Source organism: Salmonella sp. 2020_1459, from assembly GCF_043847915.1.
Lineage (GTDB): Bacteria > Pseudomonadota > Gammaproteobacteria > Enterobacterales > Enterobacteriaceae > Salmonella > Salmonella enterica.
The window spans coordinates 351838-370588 of sequence record NZ_JBCMFA010000003.1 but is presented as its reverse complement, the minus strand read 5'-3'; the positions used below and the strand labels follow the sequence as shown (position 1 = coordinate 370588).

The following is an 18751-nucleotide window of genomic DNA, read 5'->3' as shown; positions in this document are numbered from 1 at the left end:
GGCGCTTCCAGGCCGCGTTTTCTCCCGGTGTTCTCGTTTTTTGCTCCGTATTACGCAATGAAATGAAGATTTGCTGATACGGTGAGCGTTTTAAATCGTCTTGCCGCCAGCAAAAAATAGCCAATGGCGCGTCGTTTTTTGCCGCCTGAACGCAATGATTTTGTGATGAATTTCAAAGAAGCGACGGGGGAATAATGGGGCATGCAGGCCGGATAAGACGTTCACGCCGCCATCCGGCATTCATAGAGAGGCTAATCCTGACGCAGCACCTTGTGCCCGTACTCCAGCAGCGCGTCGGTCACTTTGCGCATCATCCGGCTTTCCGGGGCAAAGCGGTGCCAGTAAAGCATCCGGCGTTGTAGCAAACCAGGCGTTAAGTTGATCAACTCGCCGCTTTCCAGCTCTTTCTCAATCTGCAGGTGAGGGATCATGCAGCAGGTCGTGCCCTGACGCGCAAGCTGTACAAACGCTTCGGATGAATTAACGATATGGCACGGCACGCTGCCGGGCGGTAGATCGAAATTCTGTTGCAAAAAGGCCTGATGCATATCATCCAGATGGTCGAACGCGACGGCGGGCGCTTTCAGCAGCGACGACCGGGTAACGCCATTGGGGAAATAGCGCTCGGCAAACGGCCTTGACGCGACAAACAGATAGTCGAGCGCGCCCAGTTTGTCTACCAGGCAACTGGGCAGCGCCTGATGCTGAATACTCACCGCGCCCACCACCTCGCCGCGCCGCAGACGTTCTTGCGTGCGCGTTTCATCTTCCACCTGTAAATTGAGACGGATAGGGGAGTCCGCCAGCACCGGCGCCAGCGCCGGAAGCAGCCAGGTCGCCAGACTGTCGGCGTTAACCGCCAGCGACAGCAGCAGCGGCGTAGAGCCGGTTTGTTCATCGCCCAGCCACTCTTCTTCCAGCAGTTCAACCTGACGCAGCAGAGCCAGTAATTTTTGCCCTTGCTCCGTGGGGCGAGGAGGAACGGTACGCACCAACAAAGGTTGTCCGAACATATTCTCAAGCTGTTTTATGCGCTGTGAGACGGCGGATTGCGTGATGCACAGCTTCTGGGCGGCGCGCTCGAATCCTCGTTCACGTATAACGGCATCCAGCGCCTGTAGTGTTCTGTAGTCCGGACGTTTCATTGTTGTGTCATGCTCCTGTTATTTTTTTCCGCACTATGACATAAATTTGCCGTCGGTACAGATGAAATCCGTAGCCTGTGTACGGACACGGAGATTTTTCCCGACAATGTTCTATAATGCGGCTGTATTTTCACACCACAGGCGAAACGATCTATGACGCAGGATGAACTGAAAAAAGCGGTAGGATGGGCGGCACTTCAGTATGTACAGCCCGGCACCATTGTGGGCGTTGGTACAGGCTCAACGGCCGCACACTTTATTGATGCGCTGGGCACAATGAAAGGCCAGATTGAAGGCGCGGTCTCCAGCTCGGACGCCTCGACTGAAAAACTCAAAGGCCTCGGTATTCACGTGTTTGATCTCAACGAAGTGGATAGCCTGGGTATCTATGTCGACGGCGCGGACGAAATCAACGGTCATATGCAGATGATCAAAGGCGGCGGCGCGGCATTAACCCGTGAGAAAATTATTGCTTCCGTGGCGGAGAAATTTATCTGTATTGCGGATGCCTCTAAACAGGTGGATATTCTTGGCAAATTCCCGTTGCCGGTCGAAGTGATTCCGATGGCGCGCAGCGCGGTCGCTCGTCAACTGGTGAAGCTGGGCGGGCGTCCGGAGTACCGTCAGAACGTGGTCACGGATAACGGCAACGTGATTCTGGATGTTTATGGTATGGAAATCCTTGATCCCATCGCGCTGGAAAACGCCATTAACGCGATTCCGGGCGTCGTGACCGTAGGGTTGTTCGCCAACCGTGGCGCCGATGTCGCACTGATCGGCACGCCGGACGGGGTGAAAACCATCGTAAAATGATCCCGCCAGGCGTATTTCCTGCCGCGTAAAAAATTCGGTCAGGGCAAATTTGGTGACATGTATCACGTTTAATCGTTTGCCCTGCCGATCCCTCCAAAGAAAAAGTTATTCCCGGTATTTTCATCTGCTATTTCCCGCTGTATGCGATTCCTTCACGACGCTGGCGCAAACGTTCATATTGCCGTGATAATTTTTTTTGATATGTTGAAGGACGGATGCAAATCCACACACAACATCAGATGGCAAAAAAAGACAGGATCGGGGAAATGGCAAAGGTATCGCTGGAGAAAGATAAAATTAAATTTCTGCTGGTTGAAGGGGTGCATCAAAAGGCGCTGGAAAGCCTTCGTGCGGCAGGTTACACCAACATTGAATATCACAAGGGCGCGCTGGACGCTGAACAGTTGAAAGCGTCCATCCGCGATGCCCACTTCATCGGTCTGCGATCCCGTACTCATCTGACAGAAGAAGTGATTAACGCCGCAGAGAAGCTGGTGGCGATTGGCTGCTTTTGCATCGGCACTAACCAGGTGGATTTAAATGCGGCGGCAAAACGCGGTATTCCGGTCTTTAACGCGCCATTCTCGAATACCCGTTCCGTGGCGGAGCTGGTGATTGGCGAGCTATTGCTGCTGCTGCGCGGCGTGCCGGAAGCGAACGCCAAAGCGCACCGCGGCGTATGGAATAAACTGGCGGCGGGATCGTTCGAAGCGCGCGGTAAAAAGCTTGGCATTATCGGTTACGGCCATATCGGAACGCAGTTGGGCATTCTGGCGGAATCGCTGGGGATGCATGTCTATTTCTATGATATTGAAAATAAACTGCCGCTTGGTAACGCAACTCAGGTGCAGCACCTGTCTGAATTGTTGAATATGAGCGATGTGGTCAGTCTGCACGTACCTGAAAACGCCTCCACCAAAAACATGATGGGCGCAAAAGAGATTGCCCTGATGAAGCCGGGTTCGCTGCTGATTAACGCCGCGCGCGGTACGGTAGTGGATATCCCGGCTTTGTGCGACGCGCTGGCGACGAAACATCTGGCGGGGGCGGCTATCGACGTCTTCCCGACGGAACCGGCCACTAATAGCGATCCGTTTACCTCTCCGCTGTGCGAATTCGATAACGTGATCCTGACGCCGCATATCGGCGGCTCGACGCAGGAGGCGCAAGAAAACATCGGTCTGGAAGTCGCAGGAAAACTGATTAAGTACTCGGATAACGGCTCGACGCTGTCCGCCGTGAACTTCCCGGAAGTGTCGCTGCCGCTGCACGGCGGTCGTCGCCTGATGCACATCCACGAAAACCGCCCGGGCGTATTGACCGCGCTTAACCAGATCTTTGCCGAGCAGGGCGTTAACATTGCCGCGCAGTATCTGCAAACCTCCGCCCGAATGGGGTATGTGGTGATTGATATAGAAGCCGATGGCGATGTGGCGGAGAAAGCGCTGCTGGCGATGAAGGCGATTCCGGGCACCATTCGCGCCCGTCTGCTGTACTAATTTCTTCTAAATGGGCAGGAGATGACCTGCCCATCCTTTCTCTGGTTTCCCTGCCTCAACATCTCTTCGTGTAACGCATACATTCTGTTTTCGAGCCTTGCCGCAATTGGTAATTAAAGGCAGCGTTGCGTGTTGTACAGCAATAAAAGGAATTTACGATAAGGGCTCAGCATAGCGCTGAAACGGGAAAGCCCCTACCGAAGCAGGGGCTCTAAAAAGGAAAGGGACGATGATGAGATACGTCATCATGCTGCTGATCCTGTTAATCATCGCTACGCCAGCATATTAACAGAGAGTACGCAGGAGGGAGGTTCGCCTCCCTCACCCTTCACCGAGAAATTTAGGTCAAAAAAGCGACGCTGTCAATCGGCAAAACACGGCTACCACTCCCAAATTTTGGACGGCGTCACCACCGCAGGCAGCGGGATATCCCACTCTTCAACCGGCAGTTTTTCCACTAACTGGCAATCATGCGCGTAACCCACAGGTAGGATCTTATGCTGCTGCCAGTTTTGTAGCGTACGGTCATAAAATCCGCCGCCCATCCCCAGGCGCTGCCCGCCTTCGTCAAACGCCACTAACGGCGTTACCAGCACATCCAGCTTTGCCAGCGGCAATACGTCGCGGACATCAAGCCGTGGCTCCTGGATCTTTAAGCGGTTGGTCACCAGCGCACTCTGCGGATGATAGTGCAGGAACAGGAGGTTGCCAGGGCTAAAGGGATGAAGAACCGGAAGGTAGACGCGCTTGCCCGCTTGCCATAGCTGTTCTATCAGCGGCTGGGTGTCGAGTTCGCCATCAAAGGAGAGAAACACGGCGACAGTGTGCGCCATCACGACGGGAGGAAAGCTGAGCATTCGGGCGGCGGCCTGTTGACCAAAGCGGCGTTGCTGCTCTGGCGTCAGCGCACGGCGACGTTGCCGAATCATTCGGCGGATTTCTTGTCGTGATAAAGAGAGTTCGGGAAGTTGCGTCATGGCTGTCGCCAGTCAGAAGGGGAATCTCCGAGATGCCGCCGCAGGCTGTAACCCTTGAACCCTTGGTTCAAGGTGAATGTGTCGTCACAGTTTTAAGGCTTCTCGGACGAACCGAGCATGCTCACCAACCGCGGAGCGCCACATTCTTGTGGTATGAAATATCGGCTCAGGGGACTGGCCCGCTTGCAAACATCTCAGAGAAATTCTGTTTTCACAATCACTTTACCATAGTAAAGCGAAAAGTGTTATTCAAAGTTTTGGCCCGTTTTTTCGGTTATGCGACCTTGATCAAGCAACGCCTGTTCGATGGTCTGTTGTAGCATCCGAATACGTTGTTCCATGCTCGCCGCGTAATCGCGGGTCTTCGCTTTTTCCTGAGTTAACTCATAGCTGATATTCAATGCGGCAATGAAAACCAACTGCTCAGTATTTGTGACTCTAGTGCGAACTTTCAGATCTTGCAACCGCTGATTCAGATCGTCCGCAGCCTGATTCAACGCATCCCTTTGGTCAGGCGGGCAATTCACTCGCAGTGAACGGCCAAATATTTGGATATCGACGGGTTGTGCAGACATGCCACCTTCCTGCTGATTGACTGCGCTGCCTTCGTCTCCAGACCCAGGGTCCGCGAAGGGGCGACACTATAGCTACCCTGGTGTGAAGATACAAGCCCTTTTCTGGTTCACCAGGGTCCAAAGTGGTAGCATATCATGAATATCCTCCCTTTGATGACGAATGCTTATGTCTATACAGAACGAAATGCCTGGTTACAACGAAATGAACCGGTTTTTGAATCAACAAGGGGCCGGTCTGACCCCGGCTGAAATGCATGGTTTAATCAGCGGGATGATTTGCGGCGGCAACAACGACAGCTCATGGCAGCCGCTGCTGCACGACCTGACGAACGAAGGTCTGGCCTTCGGGCATGAGCTTGCTCAGGCGCTGCGCAAAATGCACGCGGCGACCAGCGACGCGCTGGAAGACGACGGCTTTCTTTTTCAGCTTTATCTGCCTGAAGGCGACGATGTCAGCGTATTCGATCGCGCAGATGCATTAGCCGGGTGGGTTAACCACTTTTTGCTTGGCCTCGGCGTAACGCAGCCTAAACTTGATAAAGTCACCGGCGAAACGGGTGAAGCGATTGACGACCTGCGTAATATTGCGCAGCTTGGTTATGATGAGAGCGAAGATCAGGAAGAGCTGGAGATGTCGCTCGAAGAGATCATCGAATATGTCCGTGTTGCGGCGCTGTTATGTCATGACACTTTCACGCGCCAACAGCCGACCGCGCCGGAAGTGCGTAAACCGACGCTACACTAAGAAAAAACGAAATGGAGGCCATGTCATGACTCAGCAGGAATACCAACGCCGTCGCCAGGCATTACTGGCGCAAATGCAGCCCGGCAGCGCCGCGCTGATCTTTGCCGCGCCGGAGGCGACGCGCAGCGCAGACAGTGAATATCCGTATCGCCAGAGTAGCGACTTCTGGTATTTCACCGGTTTTAACGAACCGGAAGCCGTGCTGGTACTGATTAAGAGTGATGACACCCACAACCACAGCGTTTTGTTCAACCGCGTTCGCGACCTGACGGCGGAAATCTGGTTTGGTCGCCGTTTAGGACAGGATGCCGCGCCGGAAAAACTGGGCGTTGACCGGGCGCTGGCGTTTAGCGAAATCAACCAGCAACTCTTTCAGTTGCTTAATGGTCTGGATGTGGTGTACCACGCGCAGGGCGAATATGCGTATGCCGACGAGATTGTTCTGGCTGCGCTGGAGAAGCTGCGTAAAGGCTCCCGCCAGAATCTGACCGCGCCGGCCACTATGACTGACTGGCGACCGATCGTCCATGAGATGCGCCTGTTCAAATCGCCGGAAGAGATTGCTGTCCTGCGCCGCGCCGGGGAAATTAGCGCGCTGGCGCATATCCGCGCGATGGAAAAATGCCGTCCGGGGATGTTTGAGTATCAACTGGAGGGGGAAATTCACCACGAATTTAATCGCCACGGCGCGCGCTATCCCTCCTATAACATCATTGTCGGCAGCGGCGAAAATGGCTGTATCCTGCATTACACTGAAAACGAAAGTGAAATGCGCGACGGCGATTTAGTGCTTATCGACGCGGGCTGTGAATATAAAGGTTACGCGGGCGACATCACGCGTACTTTCCCGGTGAACGGGAAATTTACGCCAGCTCAGCGTGAAATTTATGACATCGTTCTGGAATCGCTGGAGACCAGCCTGCGACTGTTCCGTCCTGGTACCTCTATTCAGGAGGTGACCGGCGAAGTCGTGCGCATCATGATAACCGGGCTGGTGAAGCTGGGGATTTTGCAAGGAGAGGTTGATCAACTGATTGCCGAAAATGCGCATCGTCCTTTCTTTATGCATGGCTTGAGCCACTGGCTGGGGTTGGATGTTCATGATGTCGGCGTTTATGGGCCGGATCGCTCCCGCATCCTGGAGCCGGGCATGGTGCTGACCGTAGAGCCAGGCCTCTATATCGCGCCGGATGCCGACGTGCCGGAAGCGTATCGCGGCATTGGCGTTCGAATTGAAGATGACATTGTCATTACCGAAACCGGTAATGAAAACCTGACCGCTGGCGTTGTGAAGAAGGCGGATGACATTGAGGCATTAATGGCGGCGGCGCGGCAGCAATGAGCGTCATTATCGTTGGCGGCGGCATGGCAGGCGCGACGCTGGCGCTGGCCATCTCTCAGTTCAGTCATGGGACGTTGCCGGTACACCTGATTGAAGCGAAAGCGCCTGAAGCCGACGGTCATCCCGGCTTTGACGCCAGAGCGATTGCGCTGGCGGCGGGCACTTGTCAGCAACTGGCGCGAATTGGCGTCTGGCAGGCGATTTCCGATTGCGCAACGGCAATCAACACCGTACACGTCAGCGATCGCGGCCATGCCGGATTTGTGACTCTCGACGCGCAGGACTACAGTCTGGCAGCGTTGGGGCACGTTGCGGAGCTGCATGATATCGGGCTGCGTCTGTTTGCGCTCTTGCGTAAAGCGCCAGGCGTTACGCTGCACTGCCCGGAGCGCGTAGCCAGCGTGTCGCGTACCCAACAGCAGGTTAACGTCACTCTGGAAAACGGCAATGTGATAGCTGGCAGCGTGCTGGTGGCGGCTAACGGTACCCACTCCGCGCTCGCGTCAGCCTGCGGCGTTGACTGGCATCAGGAGCCTTACGAACAGTTAGCGGTGATAGCGAATGTCGCGACCGCTATCCCGCATCAGGGACGCGCCTTTGAACGTTTTACCCCCAATGGCCCGCTGGCGATGTTGCCGATGTCGCATGGCCGATGTTCGCTGGTTTGGTGTCACCCGCTCGACCAGCGCGATGAGGTGCTGAGCTGGTCCGACGCGCAGTTCTGCCATGCATTGCAGGCCGCGTTCGGCTGGCGGCTGGGGCGAATTACTCAGGCCGGTAAGCGCAGCGCGTATCCGCTTGCCCTGACTACGGCGGCGAAAGTGTTTTCTCACCGGACTGTCGTGGTCGGCAATGCGGCGCAGACGTTGCATCCTATCGCCGGACAAGGGTTTAATCTCGGTCTGCGCGATGTCATGAGCCTGGCGGAAACGCTGGTCGCGGCACAGGACGCGGGCGAGGATATTGGCGCCTGGCACGTGTTATCGCGCTATCAGCAGCGTCGTCAGGTTGACCGGGATACGACGATTGGCGTAACGAACGGTCTGGTCCATCTGTTTGCAAATCGTTGGGCGCCGCTGGTTATTGGGCGCAATATCGGTTTAATGGCGATGGAATTATTACCACCTGCGCGCGATGCGCTGGCACAGCGGACCTTAGGTTGGGTTGCGCGTTAAGCCGATCTGTAGGCCGGATAAGGCGTTCACGCCGCCATCCGGCATCGTGTTCGTAAAAATACCGGATGGCGGCTTCGCCTTATCCGGCCTACGGTTTTGATTGTTCCGGTTTCCAGGAGTAAATAGTGCAAAGTGTTGATGTAGCAATAGTTGGCGGAGGCATGGTGGGACTGGCTGTCGCCTGCGGCTTGCAGGGGAGCGGTTTGCGCGTTGCGGTACTGGATCACGTTGTCCCCCAGCCGTTGGCGAACGATGCGCCGCCTCAGCTTCGGGTGTCGGCGATTAATGCCGCCAGCGAAAAACTGCTTACCCGTCTTGGCGTATGGTCAAACATTGTGGCGCGACGGGCAAGTTGCTACCACGGTATGGAAGTCTGGGATAAAGACAGCTTTGGCCGTATTACGTTTGATGACGCAAGCATGGGATATAGCCATCTGGGGCATATTGTTGAAAACAGCGTCATTCACTACGCATTGTGGCAAAAAGCGCAGCAAGCGGCGGATATCACCTTAATGGCGCCAGCGGAGTTACAGCAGGTTGCCTGGGGAGAGAACGACGCCTTCCTGACTTTAAAAGACGGCGCGATGTTAACCGCGCGTCTGGTGATTGCCGCGGATGGCGCCAACTCCTGGCTGCGTAACAAAGCGGATATTCCCTTAACTTTCTGGGACTACCGTCACCATGCGCTGGTAGCGACTATCCGCACCGAAGAGCCGCACGGCGCGGTTGCTCGCCAGGTGTTTCATGGTGAAGGTATTCTGGCGTTTTTGCCGTTAAGCGATTCGCATCTGTGTTCCATTGTCTGGTCGCTTTCTCCGCAGGATGCGGAGCGTATGCAACAGAGCGGCGACGAGGCGTTTAACCAGGCGTTGACTATCGCCTTCGATAATCGGCTGGGCTTATGCCGCCTGGAAAGCGAACGGCAGGTTTTTCCGCTGACGGGCCGCTATGCTCGCCAGTTTGCCGCGCATCGTCTGGCGTTAGTCGGCGATGCCGCGCACACCATCCATCCGCTGGCAGGGCAAGGCGTCAACCTCGGCTTTATGGACGCGGCCGAACTGGTGGACGATCTGCGCCGGCTTCAGCGTCAGGGCAAAGACATTGGTCAACATCTTTATCTCCGTCGTTATGAGCGTAGCCGTAAACATAGCGCGGCGATGATGCTTGCCGGGATGCAAGGTTTTCGTGACCTGTTTGCCGGCGAAAACCCGGCAAAAAAATTGCTGCGCGACATCGGGCTGAAACTGGCGGATACGCTCCCCGGCGTCAAACCCCAACTGCTTCGCCAGGCAATGGGGCTAAACGACCTTCCGCAATGGCTTCGTTAAGTGTCTGACTGCACGCCAGCAAGAGTTTGAAACCCGTCACACTTTGCTTTCCCGGCTATCGCGCCGGGGGGCTTTCCTCGTTTGAAATAATCTAATTTCACCGCTTATTTCGCATTATATTTTCTAATGCCGCTATTTTTGGCGAACGCGATTTTCGACATTTTTTCCGCATTTAATATTAATTTATGTTGTAGTAAATCGTATCAGCTTCCTTTTTATGACGGTTATTTAGCGTAATAGTGGTTTTTTGTGCTGATTGGGTTTTAGCGTTTTTTAGTCATAAGCTAATGTGATGGTAAATTCAGCCTTATGGTTTAGCGACTGGTTCGGTGGTAAGTTCAGGAGCAAGAGAACGTTTGCGTCGGCGCAGGAAAAAGGGCGTCGATGCCAGGTTTCGTGGCGAAGATTTCCCATGAAAATGGTTGTTAGCCCCCGCTAATTCAACGAGGAAAAGATGGCCCAACAGACGCCTTTGTACGAACAACACACGCTATGCGGCGCCCGCATGGTCGATTTTCATGGCTGGATGATGCCCCTGCATTACGGCTCTCAGCTTGATGAACACCACGCTGTGCGCACCGATGCCGGGATGTTTGATGTATCGCATATGACCATTGTCGATCTTCATGGCAGCCGCACACGAGAGTTTCTACGTTATCTGCTGGCAAACGACGTCGCGAAGCTAACGAAGACGGGTAAAGCCCTCTACTCCGGTATGCTTAACGCATCGGGCGGCGTGATTGATGACCTTATCGTCTACTACTTCACTGAAGATTTCTTCCGTCTCGTTGTTAACTCCGCCACCCGCGAAAAAGACCTCTCCTGGATTACCCAACACGCTGAACCTTATGCCATCGACATCACCGTTCGTGACGACCTGTCGCTGATTGCGGTACAGGGGCCGAATGCGCAGGAAAAAGCGGCGACTCTGTTTACTGACCAACAGCGCCATGCAGTAGAAGGTATGAAGCCGTTCTTCGGCGTTCAGGCGGGCGATTTGTTTATCGCCACCACCGGTTATACCGGCGAAGCAGGCTATGAAATCGCCATGCCGAATGAAAAAGCGGCGGATTTCTGGCGTGCGCTGGTGGAGGCGGGCGTGAAGCCGTGCGGTCTTGGCGCGCGCGACACGCTGCGTCTGGAAGCAGGCATGAACCTGTACGGTCAGGAGATGGATGAAGGTATCTCTCCGCTGGCGGCTAATATGGGATGGACTATCGCCTGGGAACCTGCTGACCGCGACTTTATTGGCCGTGAGGCGCTGGAGATGCAGCGTGAAAAAGGCCATGAGCAGCTTGTCGGTCTGGTGATGACCGAGAAAGGCGTATTGCGTAATGAACTGCCGGTGCGTTTTACCGATGCGCAGGGCAATCAGCAAGAAGGCATTATCACCAGCGGGACGTTTTCCCCAACGTTGGGCTACAGCATTGCGCTGGCGCGCGTTCCAGCGGGCATCGGCGAGACGGCGATTGTACAAATTCGTAACCGTGAAATGCCGGTAAAAGTGACTAAACCTGTTTTTGTGCGTAACGGCAAAGCCGTCGCGTGATTCATCCTTTTTTGGAGATTAATTGATGAGCAACGTACCCGCAGAACTGAAATACAGCAAAGAACACGAATGGCTGCGTAAAGAAGCGGATGGCACTTACACCGTTGGCATTACTGAACACGCTCAGGAGCTGTTGGGCGATATGGTTTTTGTTGATCTGCCGGAAGTCGGCGCGACCGTAAGCGCGGGCGACGACTGCGCCGTGGCGGAGTCCGTAAAAGCGGCGTCCGACATTTATGCGCCGGTAAGCGGCGAGATCGTGGCGGTAAACGATGCGCTGAGCGACTCCCCGGAGCTGGTGAACAGCGAACCGTATGCCGGTGGCTGGATCTTTAAAATCAAAGCCAGCGATGAAAGCGAACTTGAATCGCTGCTGGATGCCACCGCGTACGAGGCATTGTTAGAAGACGAATAATGTTGTGCCGGATGGCGCTAATGCTTATCCGGCCTACTCACTGCAACGCGAATTATTTTGCGTATTCGTTTTCGCACGCGTAGGCCCGGTAAGCGTCAGCGCCACCGGGCAATTGAGTTAGAGACAATCACGATTCACTGCACGTTTCAGGAACCATCGCCCATGACACAGACGTTAAGCCAGCTTGAAAACCGCGGCGCTTTCATTGAACGCCACATCGGACCGGACGCCGCACAGCAACAAGAGATGCTGAATGCGGTTGGCGCCGAGTCGTTAAACGCGCTGACAGGTCAGATTGTGCCGAAAGACATTCAGCTCGCGACTCCGCCGCAGGTTGGCGAGGCGGCAACCGAATATGCCGCACTGGCGGAATTAAAAGCCATCGCCGGGCGTAACAAGCGCTTCACGTCGTACATTGGCATGGGCTACACCGCCGTGCAGCTACCGCCGGTTATCCTGCGCAACATGCTGGAAAATCCAGGCTGGTACACCGCCTACACCCCTTATCAGCCGGAAGTCTCTCAGGGGCGTCTGGAAGCGTTGCTCAACTTCCAACAGGTGACGCTGGACCTGACGGGACTGGACATGGCTTCCGCCTCGCTGCTGGATGAAGCGACCGCCGCCGCTGAAGCGATGGCGATGGCAAAGCGCGTCAGTAAACTGAAAAATGCCAACCGTTTCTTTGTCGCCTCTGATGTCCATCCGCAAACTCTGGACGTCGTGCGTACTCGCGCCGAAACCTTTGGCTTTGACGTCATTGTGGATGACGCGGCGAAAGCATTGGATCACCAGGATGTGTTTGGCGTGCTGTTGCAGCAGGTTGGCTCCACGGGCGAAATTCACGATTACAGCGCGCTGATTAGCGAACTCAAAGCCCGTAAAGTGATTGTCAGCGTCGCCGCCGACTTTATGGCGCTGGTGCTGCTTACCGCGCCGGGTAAACAGGGCGCGGACATTGTTTTCGGCTCTGCGCAACGCTTCGGCGTACCGATGGGGTACGGTGGCCCGCATGCGGCGTTCTTTGCCGCCAAAGACGAATTTAAACGCTCCATGCCAGGCCGTATTATCGGCGTCTCAAAAGATGCGGCGGGCAATACCGCACTGCGCATGGCGATGCAGACTCGCGAGCAGCATATCCGTCGTGAGAAAGCGAACTCCAACATTTGTACCTCGCAGGTACTGCTGGCTAACATCGCCAGTCTGTATGCCGTTTATCATGGTCCGGTCGGTCTGAAGCGCATTGCGAATCGTATCCACCGCCTGACCGATATTCTGGCGGCAGGTCTGCAACAGAAAGGCTTAAAGCTGCGTCATGCGCACTACTTCGACACCCTGTGTGTGGAAGTGGCTGATAAAGCTGCGGTACTGGCGCGTGCGGAAGCGGCAGAGATCAATCTGCGCAGCGATATTCATAACGCGGTGGGTATTACGCTCGATGAAACCACCACCCGTGAGAATGTGGCGCAGTTGTTCAATGTTTTGCTGGGCGACAGCCACGGTCTGAACATTGAAACACTGGATAAAGACGTGGCGCTTGATAGCCGTTCCATTCAGCAAAGTATGCTGCGTGACGATGCGATTCTGACGCATCCGGTATTTAACCGTTACCACAGCGAAACCGAGATGATGCGCTATATGCACTCGCTGGAGCGTAAAGATCTGGCGCTGAACCAGGCGATGATCCCGCTGGGTTCCTGCACCATGAAGCTGAACGCCGCCGCCGAGATGATTCCTATCACCTGGCCGGAATTCGCTGAACTGCATCCGTTCTGCCCGCCGGAACAGGCCGAAGGATATCATCAGATGATTAGCCAGCTTTCTGACTGGCTGGTGAAACTCACCGGGTACGACGCCGTCTGTATGCAGCCTAACTCCGGCGCACAGGGGGAATACGCGGGGCTGCTGGCGATTCGTCACTATCACGAAAGCCGCAACGAAGGGCATCGCGATATCTGCCTGATTCCGGCCTCTGCTCACGGCACTAACCCTGCTTCTGCACATATGGCAGGAATGCAGGTGGTGGTAGTCGCCTGTGATAAGAACGGCAACATCGACCTGGACGATCTGCGGGCCAAAGCAGAACAACATGCTGCGAACCTTTCTTGCATCATGGTGACCTATCCGTCCACCCACGGCGTGTATGAAGAAACGATCCGTGAGGTGTGTGAAGTTGTGCACCAGTTCGGCGGTCAGGTTTACCTTGACGGCGCGAACATGAACGCTCAGGTCGGCATTACCTCACCGGGCTTTATTGGCGCGGACGTTTCGCATCTTAACCTGCATAAAACTTTCTGCATTCCGCACGGCGGCGGTGGCCCAGGCATGGGACCGATCGGCGTGAAAGCGCATCTGGCACCGTTCGTACCGGGTCATAGCGTGGTGCAAATCGAAGGCATGTTAACCCGTCAGGGCGCGGTTTCTGCGGCGCCGTTCGGTAGTGCCTCTATCCTGCCAATCAGCTGGATGTACATCCGCATGATGGGCGCAGAAGGCCTGAAGCAGGCAAGTCAGGTCGCGATTCTTAACGCTAACTACATTGCCAGCCGTCTGAAAGATGCCTATCCGGTACTGTATACTGGTCGCGATGGCCGTGTGGCGCACGAATGTATTCTTGATATTCGCCCATTGAAAGAAGAAACCGGCATCAGCGAGCTGGATATTGCCAAGCGTCTGATCGACTACGGTTTCCATGCGCCAACCATGTCGTTCCCGGTGGCGGGCACGCTGATGGTAGAGCCGACGGAATCTGAAGGTAAGGCTGAGCTGGATCGCTTTATCGATGCGATGCTGGCTATTCGCGCAGAGATTGACCAGGTGAAAGCGGGTGTCTGGCCGCTGGAAGATAACCCGCTGGTGAACGCGCCGCACATTCAGAGCGAACTGGTCGCCGAGTGGGCGCATCCGTACAGCCGTGAAGTTGCCGTATTCCCGGCAGGCGTGGCAGACAAATACTGGCCGACGGTGAAACGTCTGGATGATGTTTATGGCGACCGTAACCTGTTCTGCTCCTGCGTACCGATTAGCGACTACCAGTAATTTACTGATTCGACTGTTTTCTAAAGGCGCTTCGGCGCCTTTTCAGCTTGTTAATAAAGTGCGCTTTGTTTATGTCGGATGCAGTGTGAGTGCCTTATTCAGGCTACAAAGTGTTACTAATTCAATATATTACACTAAATCGTTGGCTCCTGTCAGGCAACCTGGCGTTTGTATCAGTGTATTAGCCAGAATTAAATTACCGGTTTTTTAGAGCCTAATGATTCATTGTGCATCATTTTTACCTTGCTGTTATTTAATCAAAACAACACAGTATATTTACATGTAGTTACAAATAGTTTCTCTCCGGAATCGTTATTTACCTCTCAATATAGTTACAAAAATTTCCGTATATTAAATTCATCAAGTTATTAATTTAAATTATAAATTAAAAATAAACATAAATAACGTAAATATTTATTAACTTAGCGCTTTGTTTTTTATACCTGGAGGGAATAATGAAACGATTTATATTTCTGCCATTAATGACATATTTTCTATTAATGAATGCAATGGCAGCTAACGGAGAAAATAATCCCAGTAATCTATTAGGTGCACCAGTTAATACCGCTATTTCTGGTGGTTCAGTATTGCCGGAAGGAAAGTTATTAACCGCCGTGAATAGCTCATTTCGCGATAAAGATCATCAAATCGAGGGGCACGGAAGTCCGGATGTTTACTCCCAGATATGGTTATTGAAGATTCGTTACGGTTTGACCGACAGACTGGAATTATCAACTGTGGGTTCCTATATCAATAACAAACGAGACAATCTGTCTCCTGAGCACATAGAGGGAATGGGCGACCAATCGGTGGGGGTCAATTATGCTTTAATGAGCCAGCGAAGAGGTGATCCGTTTTGGGTTACGGTAGGTGGGGCAGTATTACTACCCACCGGGCAAGATGGAGATAATCATTTGCCTGGGAATAGCGCCTGGGGAGGAAGAGTAACACTCACTTTAACAAAATTATTTACTCCTAACATTAAAGGGGATATGGGTTTTGTATATCAGGGACCATTTGAGCGCGGTAACCAGGACGTGAAACGAGGTAACGAATTCCAGTGGAATACCCAGGTGCGGTATATGTTTAGCGATTTACCGCTGGATCTTGGTCTGGAAAGTGCCTACAGCAATAATGCCTCTGGAACGAAAAAACTGTCTAATGGCAGTGTAATTAATAACCATTCTGGAACTACCGAATGGGTTGTTGGTCCGTCATTTAATATCGCCGTCGATTCACTGAAATTATGGTTTGGTGCCGGAGCCTTCTTCCCGGTAATGCAGGAAGCGAAGTCGCCAACCAAAATGGAAGATGTACGCTGGGAATTTAAAATAGGTAAGACCTGGTAAGACTCGTTCCAAGTGTTACCCGCCGACTGGCGGGTAACATGCAGGAGTTAAAGCTTCTCGCCGTTGCTGGCAATCACCTCTTTGTACCAGTTGAAGCTCTTCTTACGCGAACGCGACATATCGCCCGTACCGTCATCGTGCTTGTTCACGTAGATGAAGCCGTAGCGCTTGCTGTACTGACCGGTGGTGAACGACACGCAGTCGATGCAGCCCCACGGCGTGTAGCCCATCAGGTCGACACCATCGTAAGTCACCGCTTTTTTCATCTCTTCAATATGGGCGCGCAGGTAGTCAATTCGGTAGTCGTCGTTGATGCTGCCATCTTCTTCTACTTTGTCGTAAGCACCAAAACCGTTTTCGACAATAAACAGCGGCTTTTGATAGCGTTCGTACAGTTCACACAATGAATAACGCAGGCCCACCGGGTCAATCTGCCAGCCCCAGTCAGATGCTTTAACATAGGGGTTCGGTACGCTGCCTTCAAAACCGGAAATCGCATCGCCGCTACCGCCTTCGGCTTTGACCGCGTTGGTCATGTAATAACTGAAACCAAGATAATCGCAGGTGCCTTCGCGCAGCACTTCAAGATCGCCATCTTCCATTTTGATGTTAAATCCGCGGCGCTCCCACTCGTTCAACACATAGGACGGGTAATAGCCGCGCAGCTGCACATCGGTAAAGACGTAGCGTTCACGCATCGACTCCTGAGCAAACATCACATCTTCTGGTTTACAGGAGAAAGGATACAGCGCGACCATCGCCAGCATACAACCCACTTTCATCTGCGGGTTAATGCGACGTGCCGCTTTTACCGCCAGCGCGCTGGCGACAAACTGATGATGTAAGACCTGATACATGGTTTCTTCTGGATTCTCATGCTCGGTATACACCACGCCGGAACAGCAGTAGCCAAACAGCGGCGCGCGCCAGTTTCGCTGGTTGTTAATTTCGTTGAAGGTCATCCAGTATTTGACCTTATGTTTGTAGCGTTCAAACACGACTTCAGCAAAACGGACAAAGAAATCAACGACCTTACGATTGGTCCAGCCGCCGTAGTGCTGTACCAGATGTAATGGCATTTCAAAGTGGGAAAGGGTAATGACCGGTTCGATGTTGTATTTGAGTAACTCATCAAACATGTCGTCGTAGAATTTCAGACCGGCCTCGTTTGGCTGGGATTCGTCGCCATTCGGGAAGATACGCGTCCAGGCAATAGAGGTACGGAAGCATTTGAACCCCATTTCGGCGAAAAGACGGATGTCTTCTTTGTAATGTCCGTAAAAATCCACCGCCTCGTGGTTCGGATAGTATTTCCCAGCAACGACATTCTGGGTGATTTCGCGTGGCACGCCGTGTGCGCCGCCGGTTAGCACGTCGCAGATGCTGGGGCCTTTACCGTCTTTATTCCAGCCGCCTTCAACCTGGTGTGCAGCAACCGCGCCGCCCCATAAAAAATCTTTTGGCAGGGTGAGTTTTCTCATTGTTGCATAATCTCAATTTATTTAGTCTGTTATCATTCATTCTGCACCAAATGACATGTAAAGCGTACGCAAAATTCCAGGGTGCTCGCGTGTCGGGGCAAGAACACATTCAGATCGTAACATCCACTTCAAGAGTTCATATTCAGGGGATAACCACATGCAGCCAAACGACATTACTTTCTTTCAACGTTTCCAGAATGACATTCTGGCAGGGCGTAAAACCATCACTATTCGTGATGCCTCCGAGTCCCACTTTAAAGCAGGCGATGTGCTACGCGTGGGGCGGTTCGAAGATGATGGCTATTTTTGCACAATCGAAGTGACAGGAACGTCAACTGTGACGCTGGATACGTTGAACGAAAAACATGCGCAACAGGAAAATATGTCGCTTGATGAGCTGAAACGGGTCATTGCTGAAATCTATCCCAACCAGACGCAATTTTATGTGATTGATTTTAAATGCCTTTGATAAATATGAACGCGTGTTAGTTGAGTTTTTGTAGTTAATTTATTGAATAATAAACAAAATTTAATTTTGCGAATTTATTTTAGCTAACATGTGTTCACTGGAACCATTCTCAGTTACGCTAGAGGCGCAGTTCATCGTTATGAACGTTTCTCCGGAGTAAGTTATGGTGCAAAAACCATTAATGACGCAGGGATATTCGCTGGCTGAGGAAATCGCCAACAGTATTAGCCACGGCATTGGATTGGTATTTGGTATTGTCGGCCTGGTGCTGTTGTTGGTTCAGGCGGTAGAGGCGAATGCGGGTATGACAGCTATCGCCAGCTACAGTTTATATGGCGGGAGCATGATCCTGCTTTTTCTTGCCTCAACGCTTTATCATGCCATTCCTCATCAGCGGGCAAAAATCTGGTTAAAGAAATTTGATCACTGCGCTATCTATCTGCTCATTGCCGGAACCTATACGCCATTTCTGCTGGTAGGTCTGGATTCGCCGCTGGCGCGCGGACTAATGATTGTGATCTGGAGCCTGGCGCTATTCGGTATCCTCTTCAAGTTGACGATTGCGCACCGATTTAAAGTGCTTTCACTGGTTACGTATCTGGCAATGGGCTGGCTGTCGCTGATAGTGGTTTATCAGTTGGCGATTAAGCTGGCGATAGGCGGCGTGACGCTGCTGGCGGTAGGTGGCGTCGTTTACTCGCTGGGCGTAATTTTCTATGTTTGCAAACGCATACCTTATAACCACGCCATCTGGCATGGCTTTGTGCTGGGCGGCAGCGTGTGCCACTTCCTGGCCATCTATTTGTATGTGGGACAGGCGTAATTCCCGGATGCCCGTGCCGGATGGCGGCGC

General features: G+C 53.1%; 16 protein-coding genes and 1 other RNA gene. 12 read left to right on the top strand and 5 right to left on the bottom strand.

The features are described 5' to 3' along the window. Positions 1–251: 251 nt before the first annotated feature. Positions 252–1145 (bottom strand): DNA-binding transcriptional regulator ArgP, encoded by an 894-nt coding sequence (gene argP, locus ACH0VJ_RS10225; protein WP_000828348.1) that lies wholly within the window; start codon positions 1143–1145, stop codon positions 252–254. Positions 1146–1298: 153 nt separating this feature from the next. Here argP and rpiA point away from each other — a divergent pair, with 153 nt between their 5' ends. Together rpiA and serA are read left to right on the top strand one after the other, a co-directional pair. Then, positions 1299–1958 (top strand): ribose-5-phosphate isomerase RpiA, encoded by a 660-nt coding sequence (rpiA, locus tag ACH0VJ_RS10220; RefSeq protein ID WP_000189741.1) that lies wholly within the window; start codon positions 1299–1301, stop codon positions 1956–1958. Between the two features lie 266 nt (positions 1959–2224). After that, entirely contained in the window at positions 2225–3457 is a 1233-nt protein-coding gene (gene serA, locus ACH0VJ_RS10215; RefSeq protein ID WP_001151627.1) for a phosphoglycerate dehydrogenase, read from the top strand. A 380-nt stretch (positions 3458–3837) separates the two neighbouring features. Here the strand turns inward: serA and ACH0VJ_RS10210 are convergent, their stop codons facing one another. From ACH0VJ_RS10210 to zapA, 3 genes are all read right to left on the bottom strand, one after another. Then, complete coding sequence (locus ACH0VJ_RS10210; RefSeq protein WP_001536377.1) at positions 3838–4434, bottom strand: 5-formyltetrahydrofolate cyclo-ligase; 597 nt, start codon at positions 4432–4434, stop codon at positions 3838–3840. Positions 4435–4454: 20 nt separating this feature from the next. Next, a non-coding RNA gene (gene ssrS, locus ACH0VJ_RS10205) (6S RNA) lies at positions 4455–4638 on the bottom strand. Positions 4639–4679: 41 nt separating this feature from the next. Then, positions 4680–5009, bottom strand: coding sequence for a cell division protein ZapA (gene zapA / locus ACH0VJ_RS10200; RefSeq protein WP_001276011.1), 330 nt, complete (start codon positions 5007–5009; stop codon positions 4680–4682). A gap of 166 nt (positions 5010–5175) precedes the next feature. Between zapA and ACH0VJ_RS10195 the strand changes: the two genes are divergently transcribed. The 8 genes from ACH0VJ_RS10195 to ACH0VJ_RS10160 all read left to right on the top strand — a co-directional run bounded on the left by ACH0VJ_RS10195 (position 5176) and on the right by ACH0VJ_RS10160 (position 15948). Continuing rightward, positions 5176–5754 (top strand): YecA family protein, encoded by a 579-nt coding sequence (locus tag ACH0VJ_RS10195; protein WP_000027236.1) that lies wholly within the window; start codon positions 5176–5178, stop codon positions 5752–5754. Between the two features lie 25 nt (positions 5755–5779). After that, positions 5780–7096 carry a Xaa-Pro aminopeptidase gene (pepP, locus tag ACH0VJ_RS10190; protein ID WP_000193678.1) on the top strand — a complete coding sequence of 439 codons (1317 nt, stop codon included), beginning with the start codon at positions 5780–5782 and terminating at the stop codon, positions 7094–7096. Continuing rightward, positions 7093–8271, top strand: coding sequence for a 2-octaprenyl-6-methoxyphenyl hydroxylase (gene ubiH / locus ACH0VJ_RS10185; RefSeq protein ID WP_000111140.1), 1179 nt, complete (start codon positions 7093–7095; stop codon positions 8269–8271). The genes pepP and ubiH overlap by 4 nt, the downstream gene beginning before the upstream one ends. A gap of 125 nt (positions 8272–8396) precedes the next feature. Then, a complete protein-coding gene (gene ubiI, locus ACH0VJ_RS10180) occupies positions 8397–9599 on the top strand; it encodes an FAD-dependent 2-octaprenylphenol hydroxylase (RefSeq protein WP_001192147.1) in 1203 nt (400 codons plus the stop codon). 454 nt (positions 9600–10053) lie between these two features. Further along, positions 10054–11148: a glycine cleavage system aminomethyltransferase GcvT gene (gene gcvT, locus ACH0VJ_RS10175; RefSeq protein WP_000068738.1), complete on the top strand. Its 1095-nt coding sequence runs from the start codon at positions 10054–10056 to the stop codon at positions 11146–11148. Between the two features lie 25 nt (positions 11149–11173). Then, positions 11174–11563 carry a glycine cleavage system protein GcvH gene (gene gcvH, locus ACH0VJ_RS10170; protein WP_001295377.1) on the top strand — a complete coding sequence of 130 codons (390 nt, stop codon included), beginning with the start codon at positions 11174–11176 and terminating at the stop codon, positions 11561–11563. Positions 11564–11725: 162 nt separating this feature from the next. Further along, positions 11726–14599 carry an aminomethyl-transferring glycine dehydrogenase gene (gcvP, locus tag ACH0VJ_RS10165; protein WP_000194964.1) on the top strand — a complete coding sequence of 958 codons (2874 nt, stop codon included), beginning with the start codon at positions 11726–11728 and terminating at the stop codon, positions 14597–14599. A gap of 455 nt (positions 14600–15054) precedes the next feature. Then, positions 15055–15948: a transporter gene (locus ACH0VJ_RS10160; protein WP_000819375.1), complete on the top strand. Its 894-nt coding sequence runs from the start codon at positions 15055–15057 to the stop codon at positions 15946–15948. A 47-nt stretch (positions 15949–15995) separates the two neighbouring features. Here the strand turns inward: ACH0VJ_RS10160 and bglA are convergent, their stop codons facing one another. Further along, positions 15996–17429: a 6-phospho-beta-glucosidase BglA gene (bglA, locus tag ACH0VJ_RS10155; protein ID WP_001230141.1), complete on the bottom strand. Its 1434-nt coding sequence runs from the start codon at positions 17427–17429 to the stop codon at positions 15996–15998. A 157-nt stretch (positions 17430–17586) separates the two neighbouring features. Here bglA and yqfB point away from each other — a divergent pair, with 157 nt between their 5' ends. Then, complete coding sequence (yqfB, locus tag ACH0VJ_RS10150) at positions 17587–17898, top strand: N(4)-acetylcytidine aminohydrolase (protein WP_001182976.1); 312 nt, start codon at positions 17587–17589, stop codon at positions 17896–17898. Between the two features lie 163 nt (positions 17899–18061). Continuing rightward, on the top strand, positions 18062–18721 hold the full coding sequence (locus tag ACH0VJ_RS10145; RefSeq protein WP_000250289.1) for a hemolysin III family protein: 660 nt from the start codon (positions 18062–18064) through the stop codon (positions 18719–18721). Positions 18722–18751: the final 30 nt, after the last annotated feature.